At 73.1% G+C, this 22,919-nt stretch carries 17 protein-coding genes and 1 pseudogene; 14 read left to right on the forward strand and 4 right to left on the reverse strand.

Translation table 11 applies throughout. The features are described 5' to 3' along the window. Positions 1-163 precede the first annotated feature (163 nt). From leuS to AB0D44_RS18275, 6 genes and pseudogenes are all read left to right on the forward strand, one after another. Positions 164-3,034, forward strand: coding sequence for a leucine--tRNA ligase (gene leuS, locus AB0D44_RS18250; RefSeq protein ID WP_362591566.1), 2,871 nt, complete (start codon positions 164-166; stop codon positions 3,032-3,034). Positions 3,035-3,160: 126 nt separating this feature from the next. Continuing rightward, positions 3,161-3,895 carry a hypothetical protein gene (locus tag AB0D44_RS18255; RefSeq protein ID WP_362591569.1) on the forward strand — a complete coding sequence of 245 codons (735 nt, stop codon included), beginning with the start codon at positions 3,161-3,163 and terminating at the stop codon, positions 3,893-3,895. Positions 3,896-4,156: 261 nt separating this feature from the next. Then, on the forward strand, positions 4,157-5,002 hold the full coding sequence (locus AB0D44_RS18260; protein ID WP_362591572.1) for a DegV family protein: 846 nt from the start codon (positions 4,157-4,159) through the stop codon (positions 5,000-5,002). Between the two features lie 98 nt (positions 5,003-5,100). Then, the gene (locus tag AB0D44_RS18265; protein ID WP_362591574.1) at positions 5,101-6,141 is read left to right on the forward strand and encodes a ComEA family DNA-binding protein; all 1,041 of its coding nucleotides are present in this window, start codon (positions 5,101-5,103) and stop codon (positions 6,139-6,141) included. Further along, positions 6,138-8,525: pseudogene (locus tag AB0D44_RS18270) on the forward strand (ComEC/Rec2 family competence protein); the annotation flags it as partial. The gene AB0D44_RS18265 and the pseudogene AB0D44_RS18270, both read left to right, overlap by 4 nt. Before the next feature lie 160 nt (positions 8,526-8,685). Continuing rightward, positions 8,686-9,546 carry a YceI family protein gene (locus tag AB0D44_RS18275; RefSeq protein ID WP_362591612.1) on the forward strand — a complete coding sequence of 287 codons (861 nt, stop codon included), beginning with the start codon at positions 8,686-8,688 and terminating at the stop codon, positions 9,544-9,546. Between the two features lie 14 nt (positions 9,547-9,560). Here the strand turns inward: AB0D44_RS18275 and AB0D44_RS18280 are convergent, their stop codons facing one another. Continuing rightward, positions 9,561-9,803: a hypothetical protein gene (locus AB0D44_RS18280; RefSeq protein ID WP_362591577.1), complete on the reverse strand. Its 243-nt coding sequence runs from the start codon at positions 9,801-9,803 to the stop codon at positions 9,561-9,563. A 76-nt stretch (positions 9,804-9,879) separates the two neighbouring features. On the opposite strand from AB0D44_RS18280, the gene holA reads away from it, so the two are divergent. Next, a complete protein-coding gene (holA, locus tag AB0D44_RS18285) occupies positions 9,880-10,872 on the forward strand; it encodes a DNA polymerase III subunit delta (RefSeq protein WP_362591579.1) in 993 nt (330 codons plus the stop codon). A 182-nt stretch (positions 10,873-11,054) separates the two neighbouring features. On the opposite strand, the gene rpsT is transcribed toward holA, so the two are convergent. Next, positions 11,055-11,321 carry a 30S ribosomal protein S20 gene (gene rpsT, locus AB0D44_RS18290; protein ID WP_356868905.1) on the reverse strand — a complete coding sequence of 89 codons (267 nt, stop codon included), beginning with the start codon at positions 11,319-11,321 and terminating at the stop codon, positions 11,055-11,057. A 198-nt stretch (positions 11,322-11,519) separates the two neighbouring features. On the opposite strand from rpsT, the gene lepA reads away from it, so the two are divergent. The 3 genes from lepA (at position 11,520) to hemW (ending at position 16,953) form a co-directional block, all read left to right on the forward strand. Next, the gene (gene lepA / locus AB0D44_RS18295) at positions 11,520-13,385 is read left to right on the forward strand and encodes a translation elongation factor 4 (protein WP_362591582.1); all 1,866 of its coding nucleotides are present in this window, start codon (positions 11,520-11,522) and stop codon (positions 13,383-13,385) included. Between the two features lie 238 nt (positions 13,386-13,623). Then, entirely contained in the window at positions 13,624-15,513 is a 1,890-nt protein-coding gene (locus AB0D44_RS18300) for a long-chain fatty acid--CoA ligase (RefSeq protein ID WP_362591585.1), read from the forward strand. Between the two features lie 207 nt (positions 15,514-15,720). Next, complete coding sequence (hemW, locus tag AB0D44_RS18305; RefSeq protein ID WP_362591588.1) at positions 15,721-16,953, forward strand: radical SAM family heme chaperone HemW; 1,233 nt, start codon at positions 15,721-15,723, stop codon at positions 16,951-16,953. A 36-nt stretch (positions 16,954-16,989) separates the two neighbouring features. Here the strand turns inward: hemW and AB0D44_RS18310 are convergent, their stop codons facing one another. Continuing rightward, positions 16,990-17,787 (reverse strand): DUF3097 domain-containing protein, encoded by a 798-nt coding sequence (locus AB0D44_RS18310; RefSeq protein ID WP_362591591.1) that lies wholly within the window; start codon positions 17,785-17,787, stop codon positions 16,990-16,992. A 34-nt stretch (positions 17,788-17,821) separates the two neighbouring features. Next, positions 17,822-18,541, reverse strand: coding sequence for an MBL fold metallo-hydrolase (locus AB0D44_RS18315; protein ID WP_362591594.1), 720 nt, complete (start codon positions 18,539-18,541; stop codon positions 17,822-17,824). A 155-nt stretch (positions 18,542-18,696) separates the two neighbouring features. Here AB0D44_RS18315 and hrcA point away from each other — a divergent pair, with 155 nt between their 5' ends. The 4 genes from hrcA to AB0D44_RS18335 all read left to right on the forward strand — a co-directional run bounded on the left by hrcA (position 18,697) and on the right by AB0D44_RS18335 (position 22,831). Then, positions 18,697-19,713 (forward strand): heat-inducible transcriptional repressor HrcA, encoded by a 1,017-nt coding sequence (gene hrcA, locus AB0D44_RS18320; protein ID WP_362591597.1) that lies wholly within the window; start codon positions 18,697-18,699, stop codon positions 19,711-19,713. Beyond that, positions 19,714-20,853, forward strand: a complete 1,140-nt coding sequence (dnaJ, locus tag AB0D44_RS18325; RefSeq protein ID WP_362591599.1) for a molecular chaperone DnaJ — start codon at positions 19,714-19,716, stop codon at positions 20,851-20,853. It abuts the gene before it with no gap. 146 nt (positions 20,854-20,999) lie between these two features. Then, positions 21,000-22,091, forward strand: a complete 1,092-nt coding sequence (locus AB0D44_RS18330; RefSeq protein ID WP_362591602.1) for a nitronate monooxygenase — start codon at positions 21,000-21,002, stop codon at positions 22,089-22,091. Beyond that, on the forward strand, positions 22,088-22,831 hold the full coding sequence (locus tag AB0D44_RS18335) for a 16S rRNA (uracil(1498)-N(3))-methyltransferase (protein WP_362591604.1): 744 nt from the start codon (positions 22,088-22,090) through the stop codon (positions 22,829-22,831). Before AB0D44_RS18330 ends, AB0D44_RS18335 begins: the two co-directional genes overlap by 4 nt. The last annotated feature ends 88 nt before the right edge of the window (positions 22,832-22,919 follow it).

Consider the following 22,919-nt stretch of genomic DNA (forward strand, 5'->3'; position numbering starts at 1 on the left):
CTGACGCCATGCGTGCCGTACGCCTTCTGCTTACCGAGCCGCGCTGATCAGTACCGACCCTCCGAGACGGTCGGCATCGGCGCGGCGTCCCCTCCTGTGCGAGGGGTTTTTTCGTTTGGGCAGGCAGAGACGGCAGAGACGATCGATGGAGCTTGTAGGAATCATGAGCGAGACGAACACCCCGGCCCCCGAGGCGGCCGAGGGGCACCGTTACACGGCTGCCATGGCCGCCGACATCGAGGCACGCTGGCAGGACGTCTGGGACGCGCAGGGCACGTACGAGGCCCCGAACCCGACCGGTGACCTGGCCGGTGACCCCGAGCTGGTCGCGCGGCCCAAGAAGTTCATCATGGACATGTTCCCGTACCCGTCCGGCGCGGGGCTGCACGTCGGCCACCCGCTCGGGTACATCGCCACCGACGTCTTCGCCCGCCACCAGCGGATGACCGGGCACAACGTCCTGCACACCCTGGGCTTCGACGCCTTCGGCCTGCCGGCCGAGCAGTACGCCGTGCAGACCGGCACGCACCCGCGCGTGTCGACCGAGGCGAACATCGAGAACATGAAGGTCCAGCTGCGCCGGCTGGGCCTGGGCCACGACAAGCGCCGGTCCTTCGCGACGATCGACCCGGACTACTACAAGTGGACCCAGTGGATCTTCCTGCAGATCTACAACTCCTGGTACGACGCGGACGCGAAGAAGGCCCGGCCCATCGCCGAGCTGGTCGCCGAGTTCGAGAGCGGCGCGCGTGAGGTTCCCGCGGGCCGTGCCTGGGCCGCGCTGACCGCGGGCGAGCGGGCCGACGTACTGAACGAGTACCGGCTGGCGTACGCCTCGGACGCACCGGTCAACTGGTGCCCCGGGCTGGGTACCGTGCTGGCCAACGAGGAGGTCACCGCGGACGGCCGCTCCGAGCGCGGCAACTTCCCGGTCTTCAAGGCCAAGCTGAGCCAGTGGAACATGCGCATCACCGCGTACGCCGACCGGCTGCTGGACGACCTGGACGCGCTGGACTGGCCCGAGGCCATCAAGCTGCAGCAGCGCAACTGGATCGGCCGCAGCGAGGGCGCGCGCGTCGACTTCCCGCTGGGCGACGAGGCGATCACCGTCTTCACGACCCGCCCGGACACCCTGTTCGGCGCCACCTACATGGTGCTGGCGCCCGAGCACCCGCTGGTGGAGAAGTTCATTCCGGCCGCCTGGCCCGAGGGCACCCACGACGTGTGGACCGGCGGACACGCCACGCCGGCCGAGGCCGTCACCGCGTACCGCAAGCAGGCCGCCTCGAAGTCCGACGTCGAGCGCCAGGCCGAGGCCAAGGACAAGACCGGTGTCTTCACCGGCGAGTACGCGGTCAACCCCGTCAGCGGCGAGAAGGTCCCGGTCTTCATCGCCGACTACGTGCTGATGGGCTACGGCACCGGCGCGATCATGGCCGTCCCGGCGCACGACGGCCGCGACTTCGAGTTCGCGCGCGCCTTCGAGCTGCCGATGCGCTGCGTCGTGAAGCCGACCGACGGCCGCGGCACCGACCCGGCCGAGTGGGACGACGCCTTCGTCTCGTACGAGGCCGAGCTGGTCAACTCCACGGGCGAGGGCATCGCGCTGGACGGCCTGGGCGTGGTCGAGGCCAAGGCCGCGATCACCGACTGGCTGACCGAGCGCGGCATCGGCGAGGGCACCGTCAACTTCCGGCTGCGCGACTGGCTGTTCAGCCGCCAGCGCTACTGGGGCGAGCCCTTCCCGATCGTCTACGACGAGGACGGCGTCGCCTACCCGCTGCCCGAGTCGATGCTGCCGCTGGAGCTGCCGGAGGTCGAGGACTACTCGCCGCGCACCTTCGAGCCGGACGACGCCGCCTCGAAGCCGGAGACCCCGCTGTCCCGCAACGAGGCGTGGGTCAACGTCGAGCTGGACCTGGGCGACGGGCGCGGCGTCCGCTCCTTCCGCCGCGAGACCAACACCATGCCCAACTGGGCCGGTTCCTGCTGGTACGAGCTGCGCTACCTGGACCCGCACAACGCCTCGGCGCTGGTGGACCCCGAGATCGAGCAGTACTGGATGGGCCCGCGCGAGGGGGCCCCGCACGGCGGTGTCGACCTGTACGTCGGCGGCGCCGAGCACGCGGTGCTGCACCTGCTGTACGCGCGCTTCTGGTCGAAGGTGCTGTTCGACCTGGGTCACGTCTCGTCGGCGGAGCCGTTCCACAAGCTGTTCAACCAGGGCATGATCCAGGCGTACGCCTACACCGACGAGCGCGGTGTGTACGTCCCGGCGGCCGAGGTCGAGGAGCGGGACGGGGCCTGGTTCCATGCGGGCAAGCAGGTCAAGCGCGAGCACGGCAAGATGGGCAAGTCCCTGAAGAACGCCGTCACGCCGGACGAGATCTGCGAGGAGTACGGCGCGGACACCCTGCGCCTGTACGAAATGGCGATGGGCCCGCTGGACGTCTCGCGTCCGTGGGACACCCGGGCCGTGGTCGGCCAGTACCGGCTGCTGCAGCGCCTGTGGCGCAACATCGTCGACGAGGAGACCGGCCGGGTCACCGTCGTGGACGGGGAGCCCGGCGAGGACACGCTGCGCGCCCTGCACAAGGCCATCGACGGGGCCGGCGCGGACATGGCCGGGCTGCGCTTCAACACCGCCATCGCGAAGATCACCGAGCTGAACAACGCGCTGACCAAGGCGGGCCGCCCGCTCGAGCGCCCGGTGGCCGAGGCGCTGGTACGGCTGATCGCCCCGCTGGCCCCGCACATCGCGGAGGAGCTGTGGCACCGCCTGGGCCACACCGACTCGGTGGTCCACCAGGACTTCCCGGTCGCGGACCCGGCCTACGTGGTGGACGAGACCGTGACGTGCGTGGTGCAGGTCAAGGGCAAGGTCAAGGCGCGCCTGGAGGTGCCGCCGACGATCTCGGACGCGGAGCTGGAGCAGCTGGCGGTCGGTGACGAGGCCGTGGTCGCGGCCCTGGGCGGTGCGGAGATCCGCAAGGTGATCGTGCGCGCGCCGAAGCTGGTCAACATCGTCATCTGAGACCGGCCGTCCCCCGCCATGGGGGAGATCCCGTACGGGCAGGTTGGGGGTTCGATGGGAACCCCCGACCTGCCCGCGGCGTTTACGGTGAAGGGGAAGAGCTGACGCCTGGGGAAAGGGGCCACCATGGAGGCCGCGTTGATCATCTTCGCGCTGATGTTGCTGGCCTTCGTCGGCCTCGGCGCGTACGTCACGGTCAAGGCGGTGGGTGCGGCCAAGCGGGGCGTGGAGCGCACGGTCGTCCAGGCGCGGCGCACGGTGGAGGACACCACCCTGAGGGCCAAGAGCTTCGGCCAGGTCGGTGTGGTGGGGGCGCTGGCGCAACTGCGGCTGGACCTGCGGACCTCGATGCGGGCCACGCAGGAGGCGCTGTCCGAGGGGGCTCGGGCGGACGCCTCGCTGAAGGAGTCCCTCGGGCTGTTCGCGCGGCTGAGCGCGCACGGCCGGGAGCTGGACGCGGAGCTCAAGCGACTGGAGCAGGAGCCGGACCGGCAGCGCACCGCCGCGCGCCTTCCCGAACTGCGCGAGCGCACGGCCAAGATCGTCGAGTCCGCGGACTCACTGCGCTGGGCGGCCCGGGACCGGGCCCTGCGCTTCGCGGAGGACGACCTGTCGGTCCTGTCGGCGCAGATCGAGATGGAGTCCGGGGCGCTGCGGGACTGGCAGCGCGAGCCGGCGGACGATCTGGCGGCGGCGGCCGCGGCGTGGGACGCGGCGCAGGGGCAGGGTGCGGCGCAGGCACCGGCGCCCGCTCCGGCTCAGACTCCTGCTCCGGGGGCGGGGCCGGCCGCGCTGGACCAGGGCGCTCCGGCGCCCCAGTACCCCTGGCAGAAGGCGCGCCGGCCGGAGAGCACGACCTGATCGGGGGCGGGTGCGTGCGGGGCCGGGCGGCGTGACGCGGGTGCCGTAGGTCCTGATCGGGGGCGTGCGGGACCCGGCGGTGTGACCCGGGTGCCGTAGGTCCTGGCCGCTGCCGGGGCCGTAGGCTCTGGCCGCTGCCCGGCCATATGCTCTGGCCGCTGCCCAGGCCATAGGCTCTGGCCGCTGCCGGGGACCCGGCCGGCGGCCGCGCCGGGGGCCCCAGGCTGCCGACCCGCCCCCACTGGCGGTAACCTCCGGCTCATGTCCCGCCATGTCGCCATCGTCACCGATTCCACGGCCTACCTGCCCCACCCGGCCATGGCGCGGCACGGAATCACCTCCGTCCCGCTCACCGTGGTCCTCGGCGGCGAGGCCCTGGAGGAGGGCACCGAGATCTCGGCGCGCAGCCTCGCCCTGGCCCTGCAGAAACGCCGCTCGGTCACCACCTCGCGGCCCAGCCCGGAGGAGTTCGTGCGGGCCTACCGGGCGGCCGCGGACGCCGGTGCGACCGGCATCGTCAGCCTGCACCTGTCCGCCGAGTTCTCCGGTACCTACGACGCCGCCGTGGTCGCCGCGCGCACCGCGCCCGTGCCCGTGCGCGTCGTGGACACCGGAATGGTCGCGATGGCCCTCGGCTTCTGCGCGCTCGCCGCCGCCGAGGTGGCCGAGGCGGGCGGATCCGTGGACGAGGCGGTGGCCGCCGCCGAGAAGCGGGCTGCGGACATGTCCGCGTACTTCTACGTCGACACCCTCGACTACCTGCGCCGCGGCGGGCGGATCGGGGCCGCCCAGGCCCTCCTCGGCTCGGCGCTGGCGGTCAAGCCGCTGCTGACCCTGGACGGCGGGCGCATCGAGATGCTGGAGAAGGTGCGCACGGCCTCCAAGGCCATCGCCCGGCTGGAGGAGTTGGCCGTGGAGCGGGCCGGCGCGGGCAGCGTCGATGTCGCGGTGCACCACCTGGCGGCGCCGGAGCGGGCGGAGAAGCTCGCCCAGCGGCTGCGCGAACGCATCCCGGGGCTGGTCGAACTGCACGTCAGCGAGGTCGGTGCGGTGATCGGCGCGCACACCGGGCCGGGGCTGCTGGCGGCGGTCGTGTCGCCGCGCTGATCACCGGAACGGGTGGCGCGGATATCCACAACGGCGTGGTTGTCCACCGGAATTGAGAGCTCCGAACGGGGGCCTGGATGCGCCCCTACCGTCGTGGCATGACTCTTCGAACGCGTACTCCGCATCCGTCGGGCGCCACCAGTGGCCCGGGCCGAACCCGTCTCTCCGACGGCCGTCTGCGCCACCGCCGCGGCCCTGCCGTCCGCCGTGGCCGCCAGGCCCCGCACGTGGAACCGGAGGCCGTGCGCCGCCGGGCCGAAGCCCTGCTGGGCGGCAGCAGTCCGCCGCTGCCGCCGCCCGGGGCGGAGCCCGCGGCCGGGGCTGCCGCGGCCGGGGCCTCCGTGGCCGGGGCGGACCCGGCGGCCGGGGCTTCCGCGGCCGGGCCCGGGGCTGATTCCGGTCGCGCGGCCGCTTCCGCTGCCGCGGCGGGTCGCGCGTCCGGGGCTTCCGCACCCCCGGCCGAGGAGACGGCCGGGCTGTCTCCCCTGGCCGCGCGCAGGCTGGCGCTGCGGGAGCGGCTGCCGGTCTGGTTCCAGACGCGCTGCGGGGTGGAGCCGCGCACCGTGGCCGCCGTCGGGGTGGTGCTCGTCGTCGCGGTCGGATGCGCCGCGCAGCAGTTCTGGTCCGCCCGGCCGCGCCCGGTGACCGCCCCCGCGCTGATCGCCCCGTCGGCGGCGCCGGCGGCTGCCACGGCACCGGCGCAGGCGGGAGGCGCCGCCCGGATCGTGGTCGACATCAGCGGCAAGGTCCGGGACCCGGGCGTGCGCAGGCTGCCCGCCGGGTCGCGGGTCGAGGACGCGCTGGCCGCCGCGGGGGGTGTGCGGCCCGGTACGGACACCACCGGGCTGAACCGGGCCCGGGTGCTGGTGGACGGCGAGCAGGTGCTGGTGGGCGCCCCCGCGCAGGCCCCGCCGGGCGGCAGCGGGAGTGGGGGCGGGCCGGGTCCGGGGCCCCTCAGCCTCGGCTCGGCCACCGTCGAGCAGCTGGACGGCCTGCCGGGGGTCGGGCCGGTGCTGGCGCAGCACATCGTGGACTTCCGCACCGCCCGCGGGGGCTTCCGCTCCGTGGAGGAGCTCCGGCAGGTCAACGGCATCGGCGAGCGGCGCTTCGCCGACCTGCGCACGCTGGTGCGGCCGTGAACGGCCCCGAGCGCGAGGGGCCGACGGACCTCCGGCTGGTGGCGCCGGCCCTGGCCGCCTGGGCGGCCGCCGCCCTCGCCCTGGACGCGCCCGCGGGTTCGACCGCGGTCGGGGTGGGCGTGGGTGCGGCCGCAGCGGGGCTGCTGCTCCTGGCCGCGTGCCGGAGCCCCGGACCGCGCTGGAGGGCGGCTCCGGCACTGGCCGCGGCCCTGCTCTGCGCCTGCGCGGGCGCCGGGGTGGCGGGGCTCCAGCGGGCCGAGGCCCGGGCCGGGCCCGTGGCGGGCCTGGCCCGGGAGCACGCCCGTGTCCTCGCGGAGCTCACCATCGGTTCCGATCCCCGGATCGCCGGCAGCGGGGGCGGGGACGGGCGGGGGAGCGGGCCGCCGGTGGTGGTGCTGGACGCGGTGCTGACCGGGGTGACCGGGCCCGACGGGGCGCGGACCCGGGTCGAGACCCGGGTGCGGGTGCTGGCCGGGCACCCGGGGTGGGCCCGGCTGCTGCCCTCCACCCGGGTGGCGGTCGTCGCCCGGCTGGCCCCGGCGCGGGACGGGGAGCGGGCCGTGGCGCTGCTGCGCCCGTCCGGTGACACCCCGCCCGCGGTGACGGGCGGACCGGACGGTGCGCAGCGGTTCGCCGGGCGGCTGCGCGCCGGGCTGCGCGAGGCCACCGAGGGGCTCGCGCCGGATGCCAGGGCCCTGTTGCCCGGGCTGGTCGTCGGGGACACGTCCCGGGTGCCGCCCGATCTGCACGCGGCGTTCAAGGCCACCGACCTGCTGCACCTGCTGGCCGTGTCCGGGTCCAACCTGACCGTGGTCCTGTTTCTGCTCATCGGGCCCCCGGCCCGTGCGCAGCAGGCCGAACGGCGGGGACTGGCGCCCCGGCTGGGGCTCTCGCTGCGGGCCACCGCCCTGTGCGGGGCGGCCCTGACGCTGGCGTTCGTGGGGGTGTGCCGGCCGGAGCCGAGCGTGCTGCGTGCCGCGGCCTGCGGGGCCGTCACCCTGCTCGCCCTCGCCACCGGGCGGCGCAGGTCCCTGATCCCGGCCCTGGGCGCCGCGGTGCTGCTGCTGGTCCTCTACGACCCCTGGCTGGCCCGCAGTTACGGGTTCCTGCTGTCCGTCCTGGCCACGGGCGCGCTGCTCACCCTCGCACCCCGGTGGAGCGCGGCCCTGCAGCGGCGCGGGATGCGCCCCCGGTTCGCCGAGGCGCTGGGGGCCGCAGCAGCCGCCCAGGCGGTGTGTGCGCCCGTGGTCGCGGTGCTCTCCGCCCGGGTCAGCCTCGTGGCGGTGCCGTGCAACCTGCTGGCCGAACTGGCGGCCGGCCCGGCGACGGTGCTCGGCTTCGCGGCGCTCGGCGTGGCCCCGCTGTGGATGGCCGCCGCACGGGTGCTCGCCTGGTGCGCGGGGGTGCCCGCCGGGTGGATCGCCGGGGTGGCCAGGGCGGGAGCGCGGCTGCCGGGGGCGGAGCTGGCGTGGCCGGGCGGACTCACCGGCGGGCTGCTGCTGGCCGCCGCCACCGTGGCCCTCGTACTCCTCGCCGCCCGGCTCGGCAGGCCGCGGTGGGTCTGCTCAGCGCTGGCGGTGCTGCTGCTCCTGGCGGTGCTGCGGCCGCCGCAGCTCACCCGCACGCTCACCGGCTGGCCCCCGCCCGACTGGAGCTACGTGCAGTGCGCCGTGGGGCAGGGGGACGCCGCGGTACTCGCCCTCGGCCCGGGCGAGGCCCTGGTGGTGGACACCGGGCCGGATCCCGGTCCGGTGGACGCCTGCCTGCGTGCGCTGGGAGTGCGCCGGGTGCCGATGCTGCTGCTGACGCACTTTCACGCCGACCACGTGGGAGGCCTGTCCGGGGTGCTGAGGGGCCGCTCGGTGGGTGTGATCGAGACCACCGCGCTGGAAGAGCCGCCGGGGCAGGCTCAGTTCGTCCACAGGACCGCGGCCGCCGCAGGCGTTCCCGTCGTACGGGCGGCGGCGGGGGAGCGGCGCCGGGCCGGACCGCTGGAATGGGAGGTGCTCTGGCCGCCGGCGGCCGGACCGCCGCCCGAGGGGCCCAACGACGCGAGCGTCGCCCTGCTGGTCCGCAGGGCCGGGCTGACCCTGCTGCTGCTCGGCGACCTCGAACCGCCCGCTCAACAGGCCTTGTTGCGGGATCATCCGCACCTGGGCCCGGTGGATGTCGTCAAGGTCGCGCACCACGGCTCCGCACACCAGGACCCGGGGCTGTACGCACGGATCCGGGCCAGGCTCGCCGTCGTCCCGGTCGGCGCGGCCAATCGCTACGGGCACCCCGCACCCGGTACGCTCGCCCGGCTGCGGGCGTCGGGGGCGGCCGTACTGCGCACCGACACCGACGGGTCGATCGCCGTGTCCGGCACCGGCCCGGAGATGCGGGTGTTTCCGGCCGGCCGGCGGCGGGGGCGACACGGGCATTACGGGCACGGTCATTCTGTTTGCCCCCGACCCGACAGCATGATCGAATTCGTCTTCGCCAGAACGGTCCAAGTCCACACAGCACGGGGGTGCATCAGCCATGTTCGGTCGCCGACGGGGGATGGAGACGGCCGGAAGTTCCAGCCCGCACACATCCGCGACACTGACCCTGCCGCCGACGGCGGGTCTGCTCAGCTGCCGGGTCCTCGACACCGTCCACCAGCCGGTCAGACAGGCCGCGTTCGAGGTGACCGATCCGATCGGGCGCCGGATCGTCAGCGGCGAGACCGACCCGTACGGCGGGTTCACGGCGGTCGTGCCGGAGGGCGAGTACCGGCTGTCCGTCACCGCCGAGGGGTACGCGCCGTTCCACGGGGCGACGCTGGTGGGAGACCCGGCCCAGCCCGGAACCGGGGAGATCGTCCTCGACGCGGTGGAGCCGCCGCTGCTGCCGCAGCCCGGCCACTGGGAGCTCGACCCGGCGCACTCGTCGATCGCGTTCACGGCCCGGCACATCGGCTTCGCACGGATCGGCGGCCGGTTCAACACGTTCGCCGGGGCGGTGCGGATAGCCGACCGCATGGAGGACTCCTCCATGCACGTGATCATCGATGCGGCGAGCATCGACACCGGGGTGCGGCTGCGCGACGACCACCTGAGGTCCGGCGACTTCCTGGACGCGGCCCGGTACCCGACGGTGGAGTTCTACAGCGACCGGTTCATCCACCGCAGCGGCAGCCACTGGACCGTCGCGGGGGCCCTGACCCTCCACGGAGTCAGCCGTTCCGTCACGCTGGACACCCGCTACCTGGGCCTGGGCGCGGGTCTGGAGGGCGAGCAGCGCGCCGCCTGCCGGGCCACCACCGAACTGCACCGCGAGGACTTCACCCTGAACTGGCAGTCGGTGCTGGCGCACGGCATCGCGGCGATCGGTTCGAGCGTGGAAGTGACGCTGGACGTGCAGATCGTCCACAAGGCCTGAGTCCGGCCGGGCTCCTACGGGTGCTCCAGCCAGCCCTCGTACTCGGCGGCGAGGGCGTCCAGCACGGCGGTGTCGAGCCGTTCCCGTGGGTCCTCGACGACCACCAGCCACTGGGCGTCCTCGGCGTCGTCCTCACCGGCCAGGGCGTCGCGCACCAGCTGTGGTTCCTCCGGGAGGCCGAAGCGGTCGACGGCTTCCTGAGCCACCTCCTCGGCGGCGTCACGGTCGGGCAGGACGAGTACATGGCGCAGGTTCACGCGACCATTCTCACGTACCGGGTCAGGGGGGCGGCGGCGCCCCGGACTGTCAGTGCGGCGTGGGATGCTGGAGCCGATGGCCACCAGGAAGAACCCCACCGACGATCCGCTCGCCCCGCTCACCCTCGCGGTGGGGCAGGAGGACCTGCTGCTCGACCGTGCCGTACGGGAGGTGGTGGCGGCCGCCCGCGCCGCCGATGCCGACACGGACGTCCGCGACCTCGCCTCCGAGCAGCTCCAGCCCGGCACGCTGGCCGAGCTGACCAGTCCCTCGCTCTTCTCCGAGCGCAAGGTCCTGATCGTGCGGGGCGCCCAGGACCTGTCCGCCGACACGGTCAAGGAGGTGAAGGCCTACCTCGACGCGCCCTACGAGGAGATCGTCCTCGTCCTGCTCCACGCGGGCGGTGCGAAGGGCAAGGGGCTGCTGGACGCGGCGCGCAAGGCCGGAGCCCGGGAGATCGCCTGCCCGAAGATGACGAAGCCGGCGGACCGGCTGGCCTTCGTACGGGGCGAATTCCGCACGCTGGGCCGGTCGGCGACCCCGGAGGCGTGCCAGACCCTGGTCGACGCGATCGGCAGCGACCTGCGGGAGCTGGCGAGCGCGGCGGCGCAGCTGTGCGCGGACGTCGAGGGGACCATCGACGAGGCCGTGGTCGGCCGCTACTACACGGGCCGGGCCGAGGCCTCCAGCTTCACCGTCGCCGACCGTGCGGTCGAGGGGCGTGCGGCGGAGGCCCTCGAAGCGCTGCGCTGGTCCCTGTCCACCGGGGTGGCGCCGGTCCTGATCACCAGCGCCCTGGCCCAGGCCGTGCGCGCGATCGGCAAGCTGGCCTCCGCCCCGCGCGGGGCCCGCCCGGGCGACCTCGCCCGGGACCTGGGCATGCCGCCGTGGAAGATCGACCGGGTCCGCCAGCAGATGCGCGGCTGGTCGGCGGACGGCGTCGCGGACGCCCTGCGCGCCGTGGCCGCCGCCGACGCGGGGGTCAAGGGCGGCGGTGACGACCCCGAGTACGCCCTGGAGAAGGCGGTCGTCGCCGTGGCCCGCGCGGCCCGCCCCCAGCGCCGCTGACACGCGAAGGCCCCGGCCGCCACCCTGGGGAAGGGCGGAGGCCGGGGCCTTCGGTTACTGCTTGCACTGCTTGTGTGCGCCGCACCCGCGTGGCGAACGCAGGCCGCGTGCGGCGCGGTGTGCCGGTGAAGGAGCGGAAGAGAGGGCCCGCTGGGTCCTTACCGGCGATTCACATCGAGAGCTCAGCCCTGCAGGGAGGCAACCTTGGAGGCCAGCGCCGACTTCTTGTTGGCGGCGGCGTTCTTGTGGATGACACCCTTCGAGACAGCCTTGTCGAGCGCACGCGCGGCGGCGCGGGAAGCCACGGTGGCCTTCTCGACGTCACCGGCGAGGACGGCCTCGCGGGCCTTGCGGATCGCGGTCTTGAGCGAGGACTTGACGGCCTTGTTGCGCAGGCGCGCCTTCTCGTTCGTCTTGTTCCGCTTGATCTGGGACTTGATGTTCGCCACGAAAGAGCCTTTTCAGGTTCAGAGTTTTGTTCTTCGGATCGTGCCTCGACAGCTGAGAGGGCATACGAGACACAGCTGCCCAGGCTACCAGGCACGCTCCTGGCGGCCCAAACCGAGCGCACTGCCCCGTCCATGGGACCATGGGAGCACTCAGACTTCGTTCCGAGTTCCGACTGCGACCGAGAATCAGGACACTGCGTGCCCGCGATCCCCAGCCACGTGCCCGAGCCGAGCCGTACCGACCCGGCGCTGATCCGCAATTTCTGCATCATCGCGCACATCGACCACGGCAAGTCGACCCTTGCCGACCGGATGCTCCAGCTCACCGGTGTGGTCGACCAGCGGCAGATGCGCGCCCAGTACCTCGACCGCATGGACATCGAGCGTGAGCGCGGCATCACGATCAAGTCCCAGGCGGTCCGACTGCCCTGGGCGCCCACCACGGGCGAGGGCCAGGGCAGCACCCACATCCTCAACATGATCGACACCCCCGGGCACGTCGACTTCACGTACGAGGTCTCGCGCTCCCTCGCCGCCTGCGAGGGCACGATCCTGCTGGTGGACGCCGCGCAGGGCATCGAGGCGCAGACCCTCGCCAACCTGTACCTGGCGATGGAGAACGACCTCGCGATCGTCCCCGTCCTGAACAAGATCGACCTGCCGGCCGCCCAGCCGGAGAAGTTCGCCGAGGAGCTCGCGAACCTGGTCGGCTGCCAGCCCGAGGACGTGCTGCGCGTCTCGGCGAAGACCGGCGTCGGCGTGGACGCGCTGCTCGACAAGGTCGTCGCCACCGTCCCGGCCCCGGTCGGCGTCAAGGACGCCCCGGCCCGCGCGATGATCTTCGACTCGGTCTACGACTCGTACCGCGGCGTGGTCACCTACGTCCGTGTGGTCGACGGCCAGCTCAACAAGCGCGAGCGCATCCGGATGATGTCGACCGGCGCCACCCACGAGCTGCTGGAGATCGGCGTCTCCTCCCCGGAGATGACTCCGGCCGACGGCATCGGCGTCGGCGAGGTGGGCTACATCATCACCGGCGTGAAGGACGTCCGTCAGTCCAAGGTCGGTGACACCATCACCAGCCTCAGCAACGGCGCGACGGAGGCTCTCGGCGGCTACAAGGACCCGAAGCCGATGGTCTTCTCGGGCCTGTACCCGCTCGACGGCTCGGACTACCCCGACCTGCGCGAGGCGCTGGACAAGCTCCAGCTCAACGACGCCGCGCTCGTCTACGAGCCGGAGACCTCGGCGGCGCTGGGCTTCGGCTTCCGCGTCGGCTTCCTCGGCCTGCTCCACCTGGACGTGGTCCGCGAGCGCCTCGAGCGCGAGTTCGGCCTCGACCTGATCGCCACCGCGCCCAACGTGGTGTACCGGGTGGTCATGGAGGACGGCAAGGAAGTCACCGTCACCAACCCGAGCGAGTTCCCCGAGGGCAAGATCTCGGACGTGTTCGAGCCGGTCGTGCGGGCCACCGTGCTCGCGCCCACCGAGTTCATCGGCGCGATCATGGAGCTCTGCCAGCAGCGCCGCGGCACCCTGCTCGGCATGGACTACCTCTCCGAGGACCGGGTCGAGATCCGCTACACCCTCCCGCTCGCGGAGATCGTCTTCGACTTCTTCGACCAGCTGAAGTCCAAGACGCGCGGCTACGCCTCCCTCGACTACGAGCCCACCGGCGAGCAGAGCAGCTCCCTGGTCAAGGTCGACATCCTGCTGCACGGCGACAAGGTCGACGCCTTCTCCGCCGTCACGCACAAGGACGCCGCCTACGCCTACGGCGTGCGCCTGGTCGCCAAGCTGCGCGAGCTCATCCCGCGGCAGGCCTTCGAGGTGCCGATCCAGGCCGCGATCGGCTCGCGCGTCATCGCCCGCGAGACCATTCGCGCCATCCGCAAGGACGTCCTCGCCAAGTGCTACGGCGGTGACATCTCCCGTAAGCGGAAGCTGCTGGAGAAGCAGAAGGAAGGCAAGAAGCGGATGAAGATGGTCGGCTCCGTGGAGGTCCCGCAGGAGGCCTTCATCGCCGTCCTCTCCAGCGACGAGTCCGGCGGCAAGAAGAAGTAGCGCCGCCCGCGCCCGCTGCGGAAGCAGGCCCCCACGCTCCGGCGTGGGGGCCTCTTTCGTTATGAACCGGCCGCTTGCGGGCCCTTACGAAGGCGGCGGACGGCCTCTAGTCTGATCACTGCTCGATGGTTACTCGCCAGTCACCTGCTGGTTACGTCTCAAACCCCGCCTGTCCCGATGCGCCCCGCCAGGCGCCCCACGCCCACGCACTGCCGCGTGGTCCGGTCCGGAGGATGTCGTGAGCGACACACAGACCTTGATCGAGAACCGCCCGCCCACGGTGGCGGCCCTCTTCCTTGAGCGCGTGGCCGCCACGCCCCATACGGAGGCGTACCGGTACCCGGTGCCCGCGGCCGGCGGCCAGGGCCCCGACGACTGGAAGTCGCTCAGCTGGGGCCAGGCGGCCGAGCGGGTCTTCGCCATCGCCGCCGGCCTGATCGACCTGGGCCTCGGGCCGGAGCAGCGGGTCGCGCTCGCCTCCAACACCCGGGTCGAGTGGATCCTCGCCGACCTCGGCGTGATGTGCGCGGGCGGCGCGGTCACCACCATCTACCCGAGCACCAACGCCGAGGAGTCGGCGTACATCCTGGCGGATTCCGAGAGCCGCGTGCTCATCGCCGAGGACGGCAAGCAGCTGGCCAAGGCACGCGAGCGCCGCGCCGACCTGCCGAACCTCGCCCACGTGGTGGTCGTGGAGACCGCCGACGCGGTGGCCGCCGAGGGCGACCCGGACGGCTGGGTGCTCTCGCTCGCCGATCTGGAGGCGCGCGGCAAGGAGTACCTCGCCAAGCATCCCGAGGCGGTCAAGGAGCGGATCGGGGCCATCACGGCCGACCAGCTCGCCACCCTCATCTACACCTCCGGCACCACCGGCCGCCCCAAGGGCGTCCGGCTGCCGCACGACAACTGGTCGTACATGGCCAAGGCCACCGTCGCCACCGGCCTGATCACCAAGGACGACGTCCAGTACCTGTGGCTGCCGCTGGCCCACGTCTTCGGCAAGGTGCTGACCTCCGGGCAGATCGAGGTCGGCCACGTGACCGCCGTCGACGGCCGGATCGACAAGATCATCGAGAACCTGCCGATCGTGCAGCCGACGTACATGGCGGCCGTCCCGCGCATCTTCGAAAAGGTCTACAACGGCGTCGCGGCCAAGGCCCGGGCCGCCGGCGGGGCCAAGTACAAGATCTTCCAGTGGTCGGTCGGCGTGGCCCGCGAGTACGCCAAGGTCACCCAGGACAACTTCCGCCGCACCGGTCAGGCGACGGCCCCCTTCGGGCTCGCCACCAAGCACAAGATCGCCGACGCGCTCGTCTTCTCCAAGCTCCGCGAGGCCTTCGGCGGCAACCTGCGCGCCGCCGTCTCCGGCGCCTCCGCCCTGGCGCCCGAGATCGGCTACTTCTTCTCCGGCGCCGGCATCCACATCCTCGAGGGCTACGGCCTGACCGAGTCCAGTGCCGCCTCCTTCGTCAACCCGGGCGAGGCCTACCGCACCGGCACCGTCGGCAAGCCGCTCCCCGGCACCGAGGTCCGCATCGCCGACGACGGCGAGGTCCTGCTGCGCGGCCCCGGCATCATGCAGGGCTACCACGGCAAGCCCGAGCAGACCGCCGAGGTCCTGGAGTCCGACGGCTGGCTGCACACCGGTGACATCGGCGAGCTGTCGCCCGACGGCTACCTGCGCATCACCGACCGCAAGAAGGACCTGATCAAGACCTCGGGCGGCAAGTACGTCGCCCCGGCCGAGGTCGAGGGCCAGTTCAAGGCGATCTGCCCGTACGTGTCGACCATCGTCGTGCACGGCGCCGACCGGAACTTCTGCTCCGCCCTGATCGCGCTCGACGAGCCGTCGATCCTGGTCTGGGCGGCCGAGAACGGGCTGGAGGGCAAGACGTACGCGCAGGTGCTGGCCGCGCCGGAGACCAACCGCCTGATCGAGACGTACGTCCAGACCCTCAACGAGGGCCTCCAGCGCTGGCAGACGGTCAAGAAGTTCCGGATCCTGCCGCGCGACCTGGACGTCGAGCACGGAGACCTCACGCCCAGCCTCAAGCTGAAGCGCCCGGTCGTCGAGCGTGAGTTCAAGCACCTGATCGACGAGATGTACGAGGGCGCGCGCGAGGCCTGACGCCTCGATGCGGGCCGGGCGCGGGGAGGCCGGGCGGGCGGGGCGGTGGGGCCGCCCCGCAGGCCACGCCCCCGGGCTGCGCCCGCCCGCGGGCCGTGTGCCGGGGCTCCGCCCCGGACCCCGCGCCTCGAGCGCCGGAGCGGCTGGATCGTGCCGGCCCGACGTCCGAGGCGCGGGTCGGCGCTCGAGGTGCGGGATGATGGGTGCATGCCTTCCGCACTCCCCGACGGTGAACCCATGCCCGAAGACGGCTCGCTGCCGTCGCACGCCCTGGCGGGCGCGGGGGACCGTCCGCTCGGCTTCTACCTGCACGTTCCGTACTGCGCCACGCGCTGCGGGTACTGCGACTTCAACACCTACACGGCCACCGAGCTGCGGGGTACCGGAGGCGTGCTCGCGTCGCGGGAGAACTACGCCGACACCCTGATCGACGAGGTCCGCCTCGCCCGGAAGGTGCTCGGGGACGACCCGAGGGCCGTGCGGACCGTGTTCGTGGGCGGCGGCACCCCGACGCTGCTGCCCGCCGGGGACCTCGCACGGATGCTCGCGGCGATCCGGGACGAGTTCGGCCTGGCCGAGGACGCGGAGATCACCACCGAGGCCAATCCGGAGTCCGTGAATCCGCAGTACCTGGCAGAGCTGCGGGCCGGCGGCTTCAACCGGGTCTCCTTCGGCATGCAGAGCGCCCGGCAGCACGTCCTGAAGGTGCTGGACCGCACGCACACCCCCGGGCGCCCGGAGGCCTGCGTCGCGGAGGCCCGGGCGGCGGGCTTCGACCACGTCAACCTGGACCTGATCTACGGGACGCCGGGGGAGTCGGACGAGGACTGGCGGGCGTCGCTCGCGGCCGCGCTGGGCGCCGGGCCCGACCACATCTCGGCGTACGCGCTGATCGTGGAGGAGGGCACGCAGCTGGCGCGCCGGATCCGCCGGGGCGAGGTCCCGATGACGGACGACGACGTGCACGCCGATCGCTACCTGATCGCGGACGAGGTCATGGCCGCGGCCGGGTACTCCTGGTACGAGGTGTCGAACTGGGCCGCCTCGGAGGCCGGCCGCTGCCTGCACAACGAGCTGTACTGGCGCGGCGCCGACTGGTGGGGTGCCGGGCCGGGTGCGCACTCGCACGTGGGCGGGGTGCGGTGGTGGAACGTCAAGCACCCGGGCGCGTACGCCGCCGCACTGGCGCAGGGCCGCTCACCCGGCGCGGGGCGGGAGCTCCTGTCCGAGGAGGACCGGCGCGTCGAGCGGATCCTGCTGGAGCTGCGCCTGGTGGACGGGGCGCCCTTGTCCCTGCTCGCCCCGGCCGGACTGGCCGCCTCCCGCCGCGCGCTGGCGGACGGACTGCTGGAGGCGGGGCCCTACGCCGCCGGGCGGGCCGTGCTGACCCTGCGGGGTCGGCTGCTGGCCGACGCGGTGGTCCGGGACCTGGTGGACTAGGGCGTCTGGGCCCGGCCCCGCGGGGCGGTGGAGAGATCAGGCCGTGACGTGGTCGATCAGGTGTTCCACGGAGCCCAGCAGGGTCGGTTCCAGGTCCTTGTAGGAGGTCACCCGGGACAGGATGTGCTGCCAGGCGGCGCCGGTGTTCTCCGGCCAGCCCAGGGCGCGGCAGACACCCGTCTTCCAGTCCTGGCCGCGGGGGACCACCGGCCACGCCGGGATGCCCAGGGCGGACGGCTTCACCGCCTGCCAGACGTCCACGTACGGGTGACCCACGATGAGGACGTGCGGGGAGGTCACCGACGCCGCGATCCGGGATTCCTTGGAGCCCGGGACGAGGTGGTCCAGCAGGATCCCCAGGCGGGCGTCCGGGGCCGGGGCGAAGTCGGCGACGATCGCCGGGAGGTCGTCGATGCCCTCCAGGTACTCCACCACCACGCCCTCGATGCGCAGGTCGTCTCCCCAGACCTTCTCGACCAGCTCCGCGTCGTGGCGGCCCTCCACGTAGATGCGCCCGGACCGCGCCACCCGCGCCCGGGCCCCGGGGACGGCGAGCGAGCCCGACGCGGTCAGACGGGGGGCCGAGGGGGCGCGTGACGGACGGACGAGGGTGACCACGGCCCCGTCCAGCAGGAAGCCCCGCGGCTCCAGCGGGAACACCCGCCGTTTGCCGAAGCGGTCCTCCAGGGTCACGGTGCCCGCCTCGCAGGCCACCACCGCGCCGCAGAAGTCCGTACCGGCCACCTCCACCACCAGATCGGGCTCCGCGGCCACCTCCGGCACGGCCTTGGGGTGCTTCCACTGGGGGGTCAGGTCGGGGGAGTACTCGCGCATCCGGCCGAGCGTAGGAGAGGTGCGGCGATCATGCCTACGACACGCCGAAACGGGCGGCCAGTGTGGCGCGTTGCGCACGGACGAAGCCCGCGTCGACCACCGCTCCGTGACCCGGCACGTACAGTGCATCGTCCCCGCCCAGCGCCAGCAGCCGATCCAGGGCGGCGGGCCACTGGCGGGGCACCGCGTCCGGGCCCGCCGAGGGGGCGCCCGACTCCTCGACGAGGTCCCCGCAGAACACGGTCTCGCGCTCGCCCGGCACGAAGACCGCCAGGTCGTGGCGGGTGTGCCCGGGCCCCACATTGGCCATCAGCACCTGAACCCCGCCCAGCTCCAGCGTCCACTCGCCCGACACCAGGTGCCGGGGCGCCACCAGCAGGTCCACCGCCTCGGCGGCCTCCTCCTGCGCCAGGCCGTGCCGCACCGCGTCCGCGCGCAGCTCCTCGTGGCCCGTGGCGAGCAGCGCGTCCAGCCCGACCGCCCCGTACACCTCGGCCCCCGCGAAGGCGGCGCCGCCCAGGACGTGGTCGAAATGGCCGTGCGTGAATGCGATATGGGTCACGTCCCGGCCCGCCAGCCGCTTCGCCTGCGCCCGCACACCGGAGCCCTCGCGCAGGCACGAACCGGGGTCGACGAGGAGCACGGAATCGTCCCCCACCACCAGTCCCACCGTGCAGTCCCACACCGGCAGCCGCCGGCGGCCGGTCCGCCCGGTCAGCCTTTCCCAGCCCGCCTCTTCCCAACGCACGTCCATGCCGCGACGCTACCCTGGCGGGCCTCCCTTGCCAGGGTCTTACTACCCGGCCGTACACTGAGCGGGGGTCTCTGGCACTCGAACGGCCAGAGTGCCAACGAACGCCAACGAGCGCCAACGATCAAGGCAACGGACCACAGCTGGAGGTGTGCGCGATGCTCAGCGAACGCAGACTCGAAGTGCTGCGCGCCATCGTCCAGGACTACGTCGGGACGGAGGAGCCGGTCGGCTCCAAGGCGCTCACCGAGCGGCACCGTCTCGGAGTCTCGCCCGCCACCGTGCGCAACGACATGGCCGTGCTGGAGGACGAGGGCTACATCGCCCAGCCCCACACGAGCGCCGGCCGGATCCCCACCGACAAGGGCTACCGCCTCTTCGTCGACAAGCTGGCGGGAGTCAAGCCGCTGTCGACGCCCGAGCGCCGGGCCATCCAGAACTTCCTCGACGGCGCCGTCGACCTGGACGACGTGGTGGGCCGGACGGTGCGGCTGCTCGCGCAGCTGACCCGGCAGGTCGCCGTCGTCCAGTACCCGAGCCTGACCCGCTCGACCGTCCGGCACGTGGAGCTGCTCTCGCTCGCTCCCGCGCGCCTGATGCTCGTACTGATCACGGACACCGGACGCGTCGAGCAGCGCCTGATCGACTGCCCGAGCCCCTTCGGGGAGACCTCGCTGGCCGATCTGCGGGCCCGGCTCAACAGCAGGGTCGTCGGGCGCCGGTTCACCGACGTGCCCCCGCTCGTGCAGGACCTCCCCGAGTCCTTCGAGGCCGACGACCGCGGCACGGTGTCCACCGTGCTCGCGACGCTCCTCGAAACCCTGGTCGAGGAAGCCGAAGAGCGGCTGATGATCGGCGGCACCGCCAATCTCACTCGCTTCGGACACGATTTTCCCTTGACGATCAGGCCGGTGCTCGAAGCGCTGGAGGAGCAGGTCGTGCTCCTCAAGCTGCTGGGCGAGGCCAACGAATCGGAAATGGCCGTACGGATCGGGCACGAGAACGCCTACGAGGGGCTGAACTCCACGTCGGTCGTCTCGGTCGGTTACGGTTCGGGCGGCGAAACGGTCGCCAAACTCGGCGTGGTCGGACCGACCCGCATGGACTACCCCGGAACGATGGGAGCGGTACGCGCAGTGGCACGTTACGTCGGACAGATCCTGGCGGAGTCGTAAGTGGCCACGGACTACTACGCCGTTCTCGGCGTGCGCCGCGACGCATCGCAGGACGAGATCAAGAAGGCCTTCCGGCGCCTCGCGCGTGAACTCCACCCGGATGTGAATCCGGACCCGAAGACGCAGGAGCGCTTCAAGGAGATCAACGCGGCCTACGAGGTGCTCTCGGACCCGCAGAAGAAGCAGGTCTACGACCTCGGCGGCGACCCGCTGTCCTCCTCGGGCGGCGGTGGCGGCGCGGGCGGCTTCGGTGCGGGCGGCTTCGGCAACTTCTCCGACATCATGGACGCCTTCTTCGGCCAGGCCTCGCAGCGCGGCCCGCGCTCGCGGACCCGGCGCGGCCAGGACGCGATGATCCGCCTGGACCTGGAGCTGGACGAGGCGGCCTTCGGGACCACCAAGGACATCCAGGTCGACACGGCCGTCGTCTGCACCACCTGCTCCGGAGAGGGTGCCGCCCCCGGCACCTCCGCGCAGACGTGTGACATGTGCCGCGGCCGCGGTGAGGTCTCGCAGGTCACCCGGTCCTTCCTGGGCCAGGTCATGACCTCGCGCCCCTGCCCGCAGTGCCAGGGCTTCGGCACCGTCGTCCCGACCCCGTGCCCCGAGTGTGCGGGCGACGGCCGGGTCCGCTCCCGCCGCAGCCTCACCGTCAAGATCCCGGCGGGTGTCGAGAACGGCACCCGCATCCAGCTCGCGGGAGAGGGCGAGGTCGGCCCCGGCGGCGGCCCCGCCGGTGACCTGTACGTGGAGATCCACGAGCTGCCGCACCCGACCTTCCAGCGGCGCGGGGACGACCTGCACTGCACGGTCACCATCCCCATGACAGCCGCGGCCCTGGGCACCAAGTGCCCGCTGGAGACGCTGGACGGCATGGAGGAGATCGACATCCGGCCCGGCACCCAGTCCGGCCAGGCCATCCCGCTCCACGGGCGCGGCGTCACCCACCTGCGCGGCGGCGGGCGCGGCGACCTGATCGTCCACGTCGAGGTGACCACCCCCGGCAAGCTGGACGCCCAGCAGGAGGAGCTGCTGCGCCAGCTGGCGAAGCTGCGCGGCGAGGAGCGGCCGACCGGCCAGTTCGCGCCGGGCCAGCAGGGGCTGTTCAGCCGCCTGAAGGACGCCTTCAACGGCCGCTGACCACCCGCGGCCCCTCATCGGCGAGCCCGGCCGGGGATGCCCCCGGCCCGGCTCGCCGTATGCGTTCCGGCCGCGCCGGGAAGCGGACTATGCCAGGCGAATGCCGTGATTCGGCCCCCTGAGCGGGACATGGCACGATGCAGGGCATGTCCTCGGCAGCGAACGGTCTCTGCGCTTACCCGATCGTGCAGGCCCCCATGGCGGGCGGCGCCTCCTGTCCTCCGCTCGCCGCCGCCGTGTGCGAGGCGGGCGGACTGGGCTTCCTGGCCGGCGGCCACAAGACCGCCGACGGCATGTACCAGGAGATCAAGCGCGTGCACGCGCTCACCCGGCGCCCCTTCGGGGTGAACCTCTTCATGCCGCAGACCGGCCACGTGGACCCGGCCGCCGTCGAGGCGTACCGCGGGCAGCTGGCCGGCGAGGCCAGCTGGTACGAGATCTCGCTGGCCGACGAGGACGTCATCGGCACCTGCGACGACGGCTACGAGGCCAAACTCGCCATCCTCCTGGAAGACCCGGTCCCGGTCGTCTCCTTCACCTTCGGTGCTCCCGCGCCCGCGGTCCTGGCCGCCCTGCGCAGGGCCGGTACGTACACCGTCGTCACCGCGACCTCCGTCGAGGAGGCACGCAGCGCGCAGGAGGCCGGGGCGGACGCCGTCTGCGTCCAGGGCGTGGAGGCCGGCGGCCACCAGGGCACCCACCGGGACGACCCCCAGGCCGACGGCACGGCGTCGGTGGGTCTGCTCGCGCTCGTGGCCCAGGTACGGGAGGCGGTCGCGCTCCCCATCATCGCGGCGGGCGGACTCATGCGGGGCTCGCAGATCGCCGCGCTGCTCGCGGCGGGCGCGGAAGCGGCCCAGCTGGGGACGGCCTTCCTGGCCTGCCCGGAGTCGGGAGCGGATCCGCTGCACAAGAAGGCGCTGACGGACCCGCTGTTCGTACGGACCGAGCTGACCCGGGCGTTCTCCGGACGGCCGGGGCGGGGCCTGGTCAACCGGTTCATGCGCGAGCACGGACCGTACGCCCCCGCCGCCTACCCGCAGGTCCACCACCTGACCTCGGGGCTGCGCAAAGCGGCCGCCGCGGCCGGGGACCCGCAGGGCATGGCCCTGTGGGCGGGCCAGGGGCACCGGCTGGCGCGGGCGCTGCCGGCCGGGGAGCTGATGGAAGTGCTGGCGGCCGAACTGGCCGAGGCGCAGAGCACGTTGAAGGCAATGCAGATGAGGAGTGCGTCATGACCGCCCCGGTGTTCGTGGTCGAAGGGGTCCCCGCGGGACCGGAGTTCGTCCTGGACGGCCCGGAGGGCCGGCACGCGGTGTCCGTGAAGCGGCTGAACCCGGGCGAGGCGGTGGTCCTCACGGACGGCCGGGGCGGCTGGGCCGAAGCGGTCGTCAAGGCGGCGGAGGGCAAGGACCGGCTGGTCGTGACCGTGTCCGGGGTCTTCGAGGAGCCCGAGCCGGCCGTCCGGATCACCGTGGTCCAGGCCCTGCCCAAGGGAGACCGGGGCGAGGTGGCCGTGGAGACCATGACCGAGACGGGCGTGGACGCGATCGTGCCGTGGCAGGCCTCGCGCTGCATCACCCAGTGGCGCGGCGACCGGGGGGCCAAGTCCCTGGCCAAGTGGCGGGCCACCGCCCGGGAGGCGGGGAAGCAGTCCCGCCGGGTCCGCTTCCCCGAGGTGGCCGAGGCCATGTCCACCAAGCAGGTGGCGGTCCTGCTGGCCGGCGCCGACCTGGCGATGGTCCTCCACGAGGACCGCGACACACCCTCCGAGGCCCTGGCCGAGGCCGCGCTCCCGGCGACCGGGTCCATCGTGCTGGTCGTCGGCCCGGAGGGCGGGGTCTCCCCGGAGGAACTGGCCGTCTTCGCCGGGGCCGGGGCCCGGCCGTACCGCCTGGGCCGCTCCGTCCTGCGCACCTCCACGGCCGGCACCGCCGCGACGGCGGTGCTGCTGGCCCGCACCGGGCGCTGGGCCTAGGGGGTGTCTGACGGAGGTCCGCGGCGTCGCGGTGCCCGGCACGCACTCTCGCCGCACCGGCCGAAAGCCCAAGTACGTCCAGTACGGG

It is taken from the genome of Streptomyces sp. NPDC048349, assembly GCF_040651925.1.
Classification (GTDB): Bacteria; Actinomycetota; Actinomycetes; order Streptomycetales; family Streptomycetaceae; genus Streptomyces.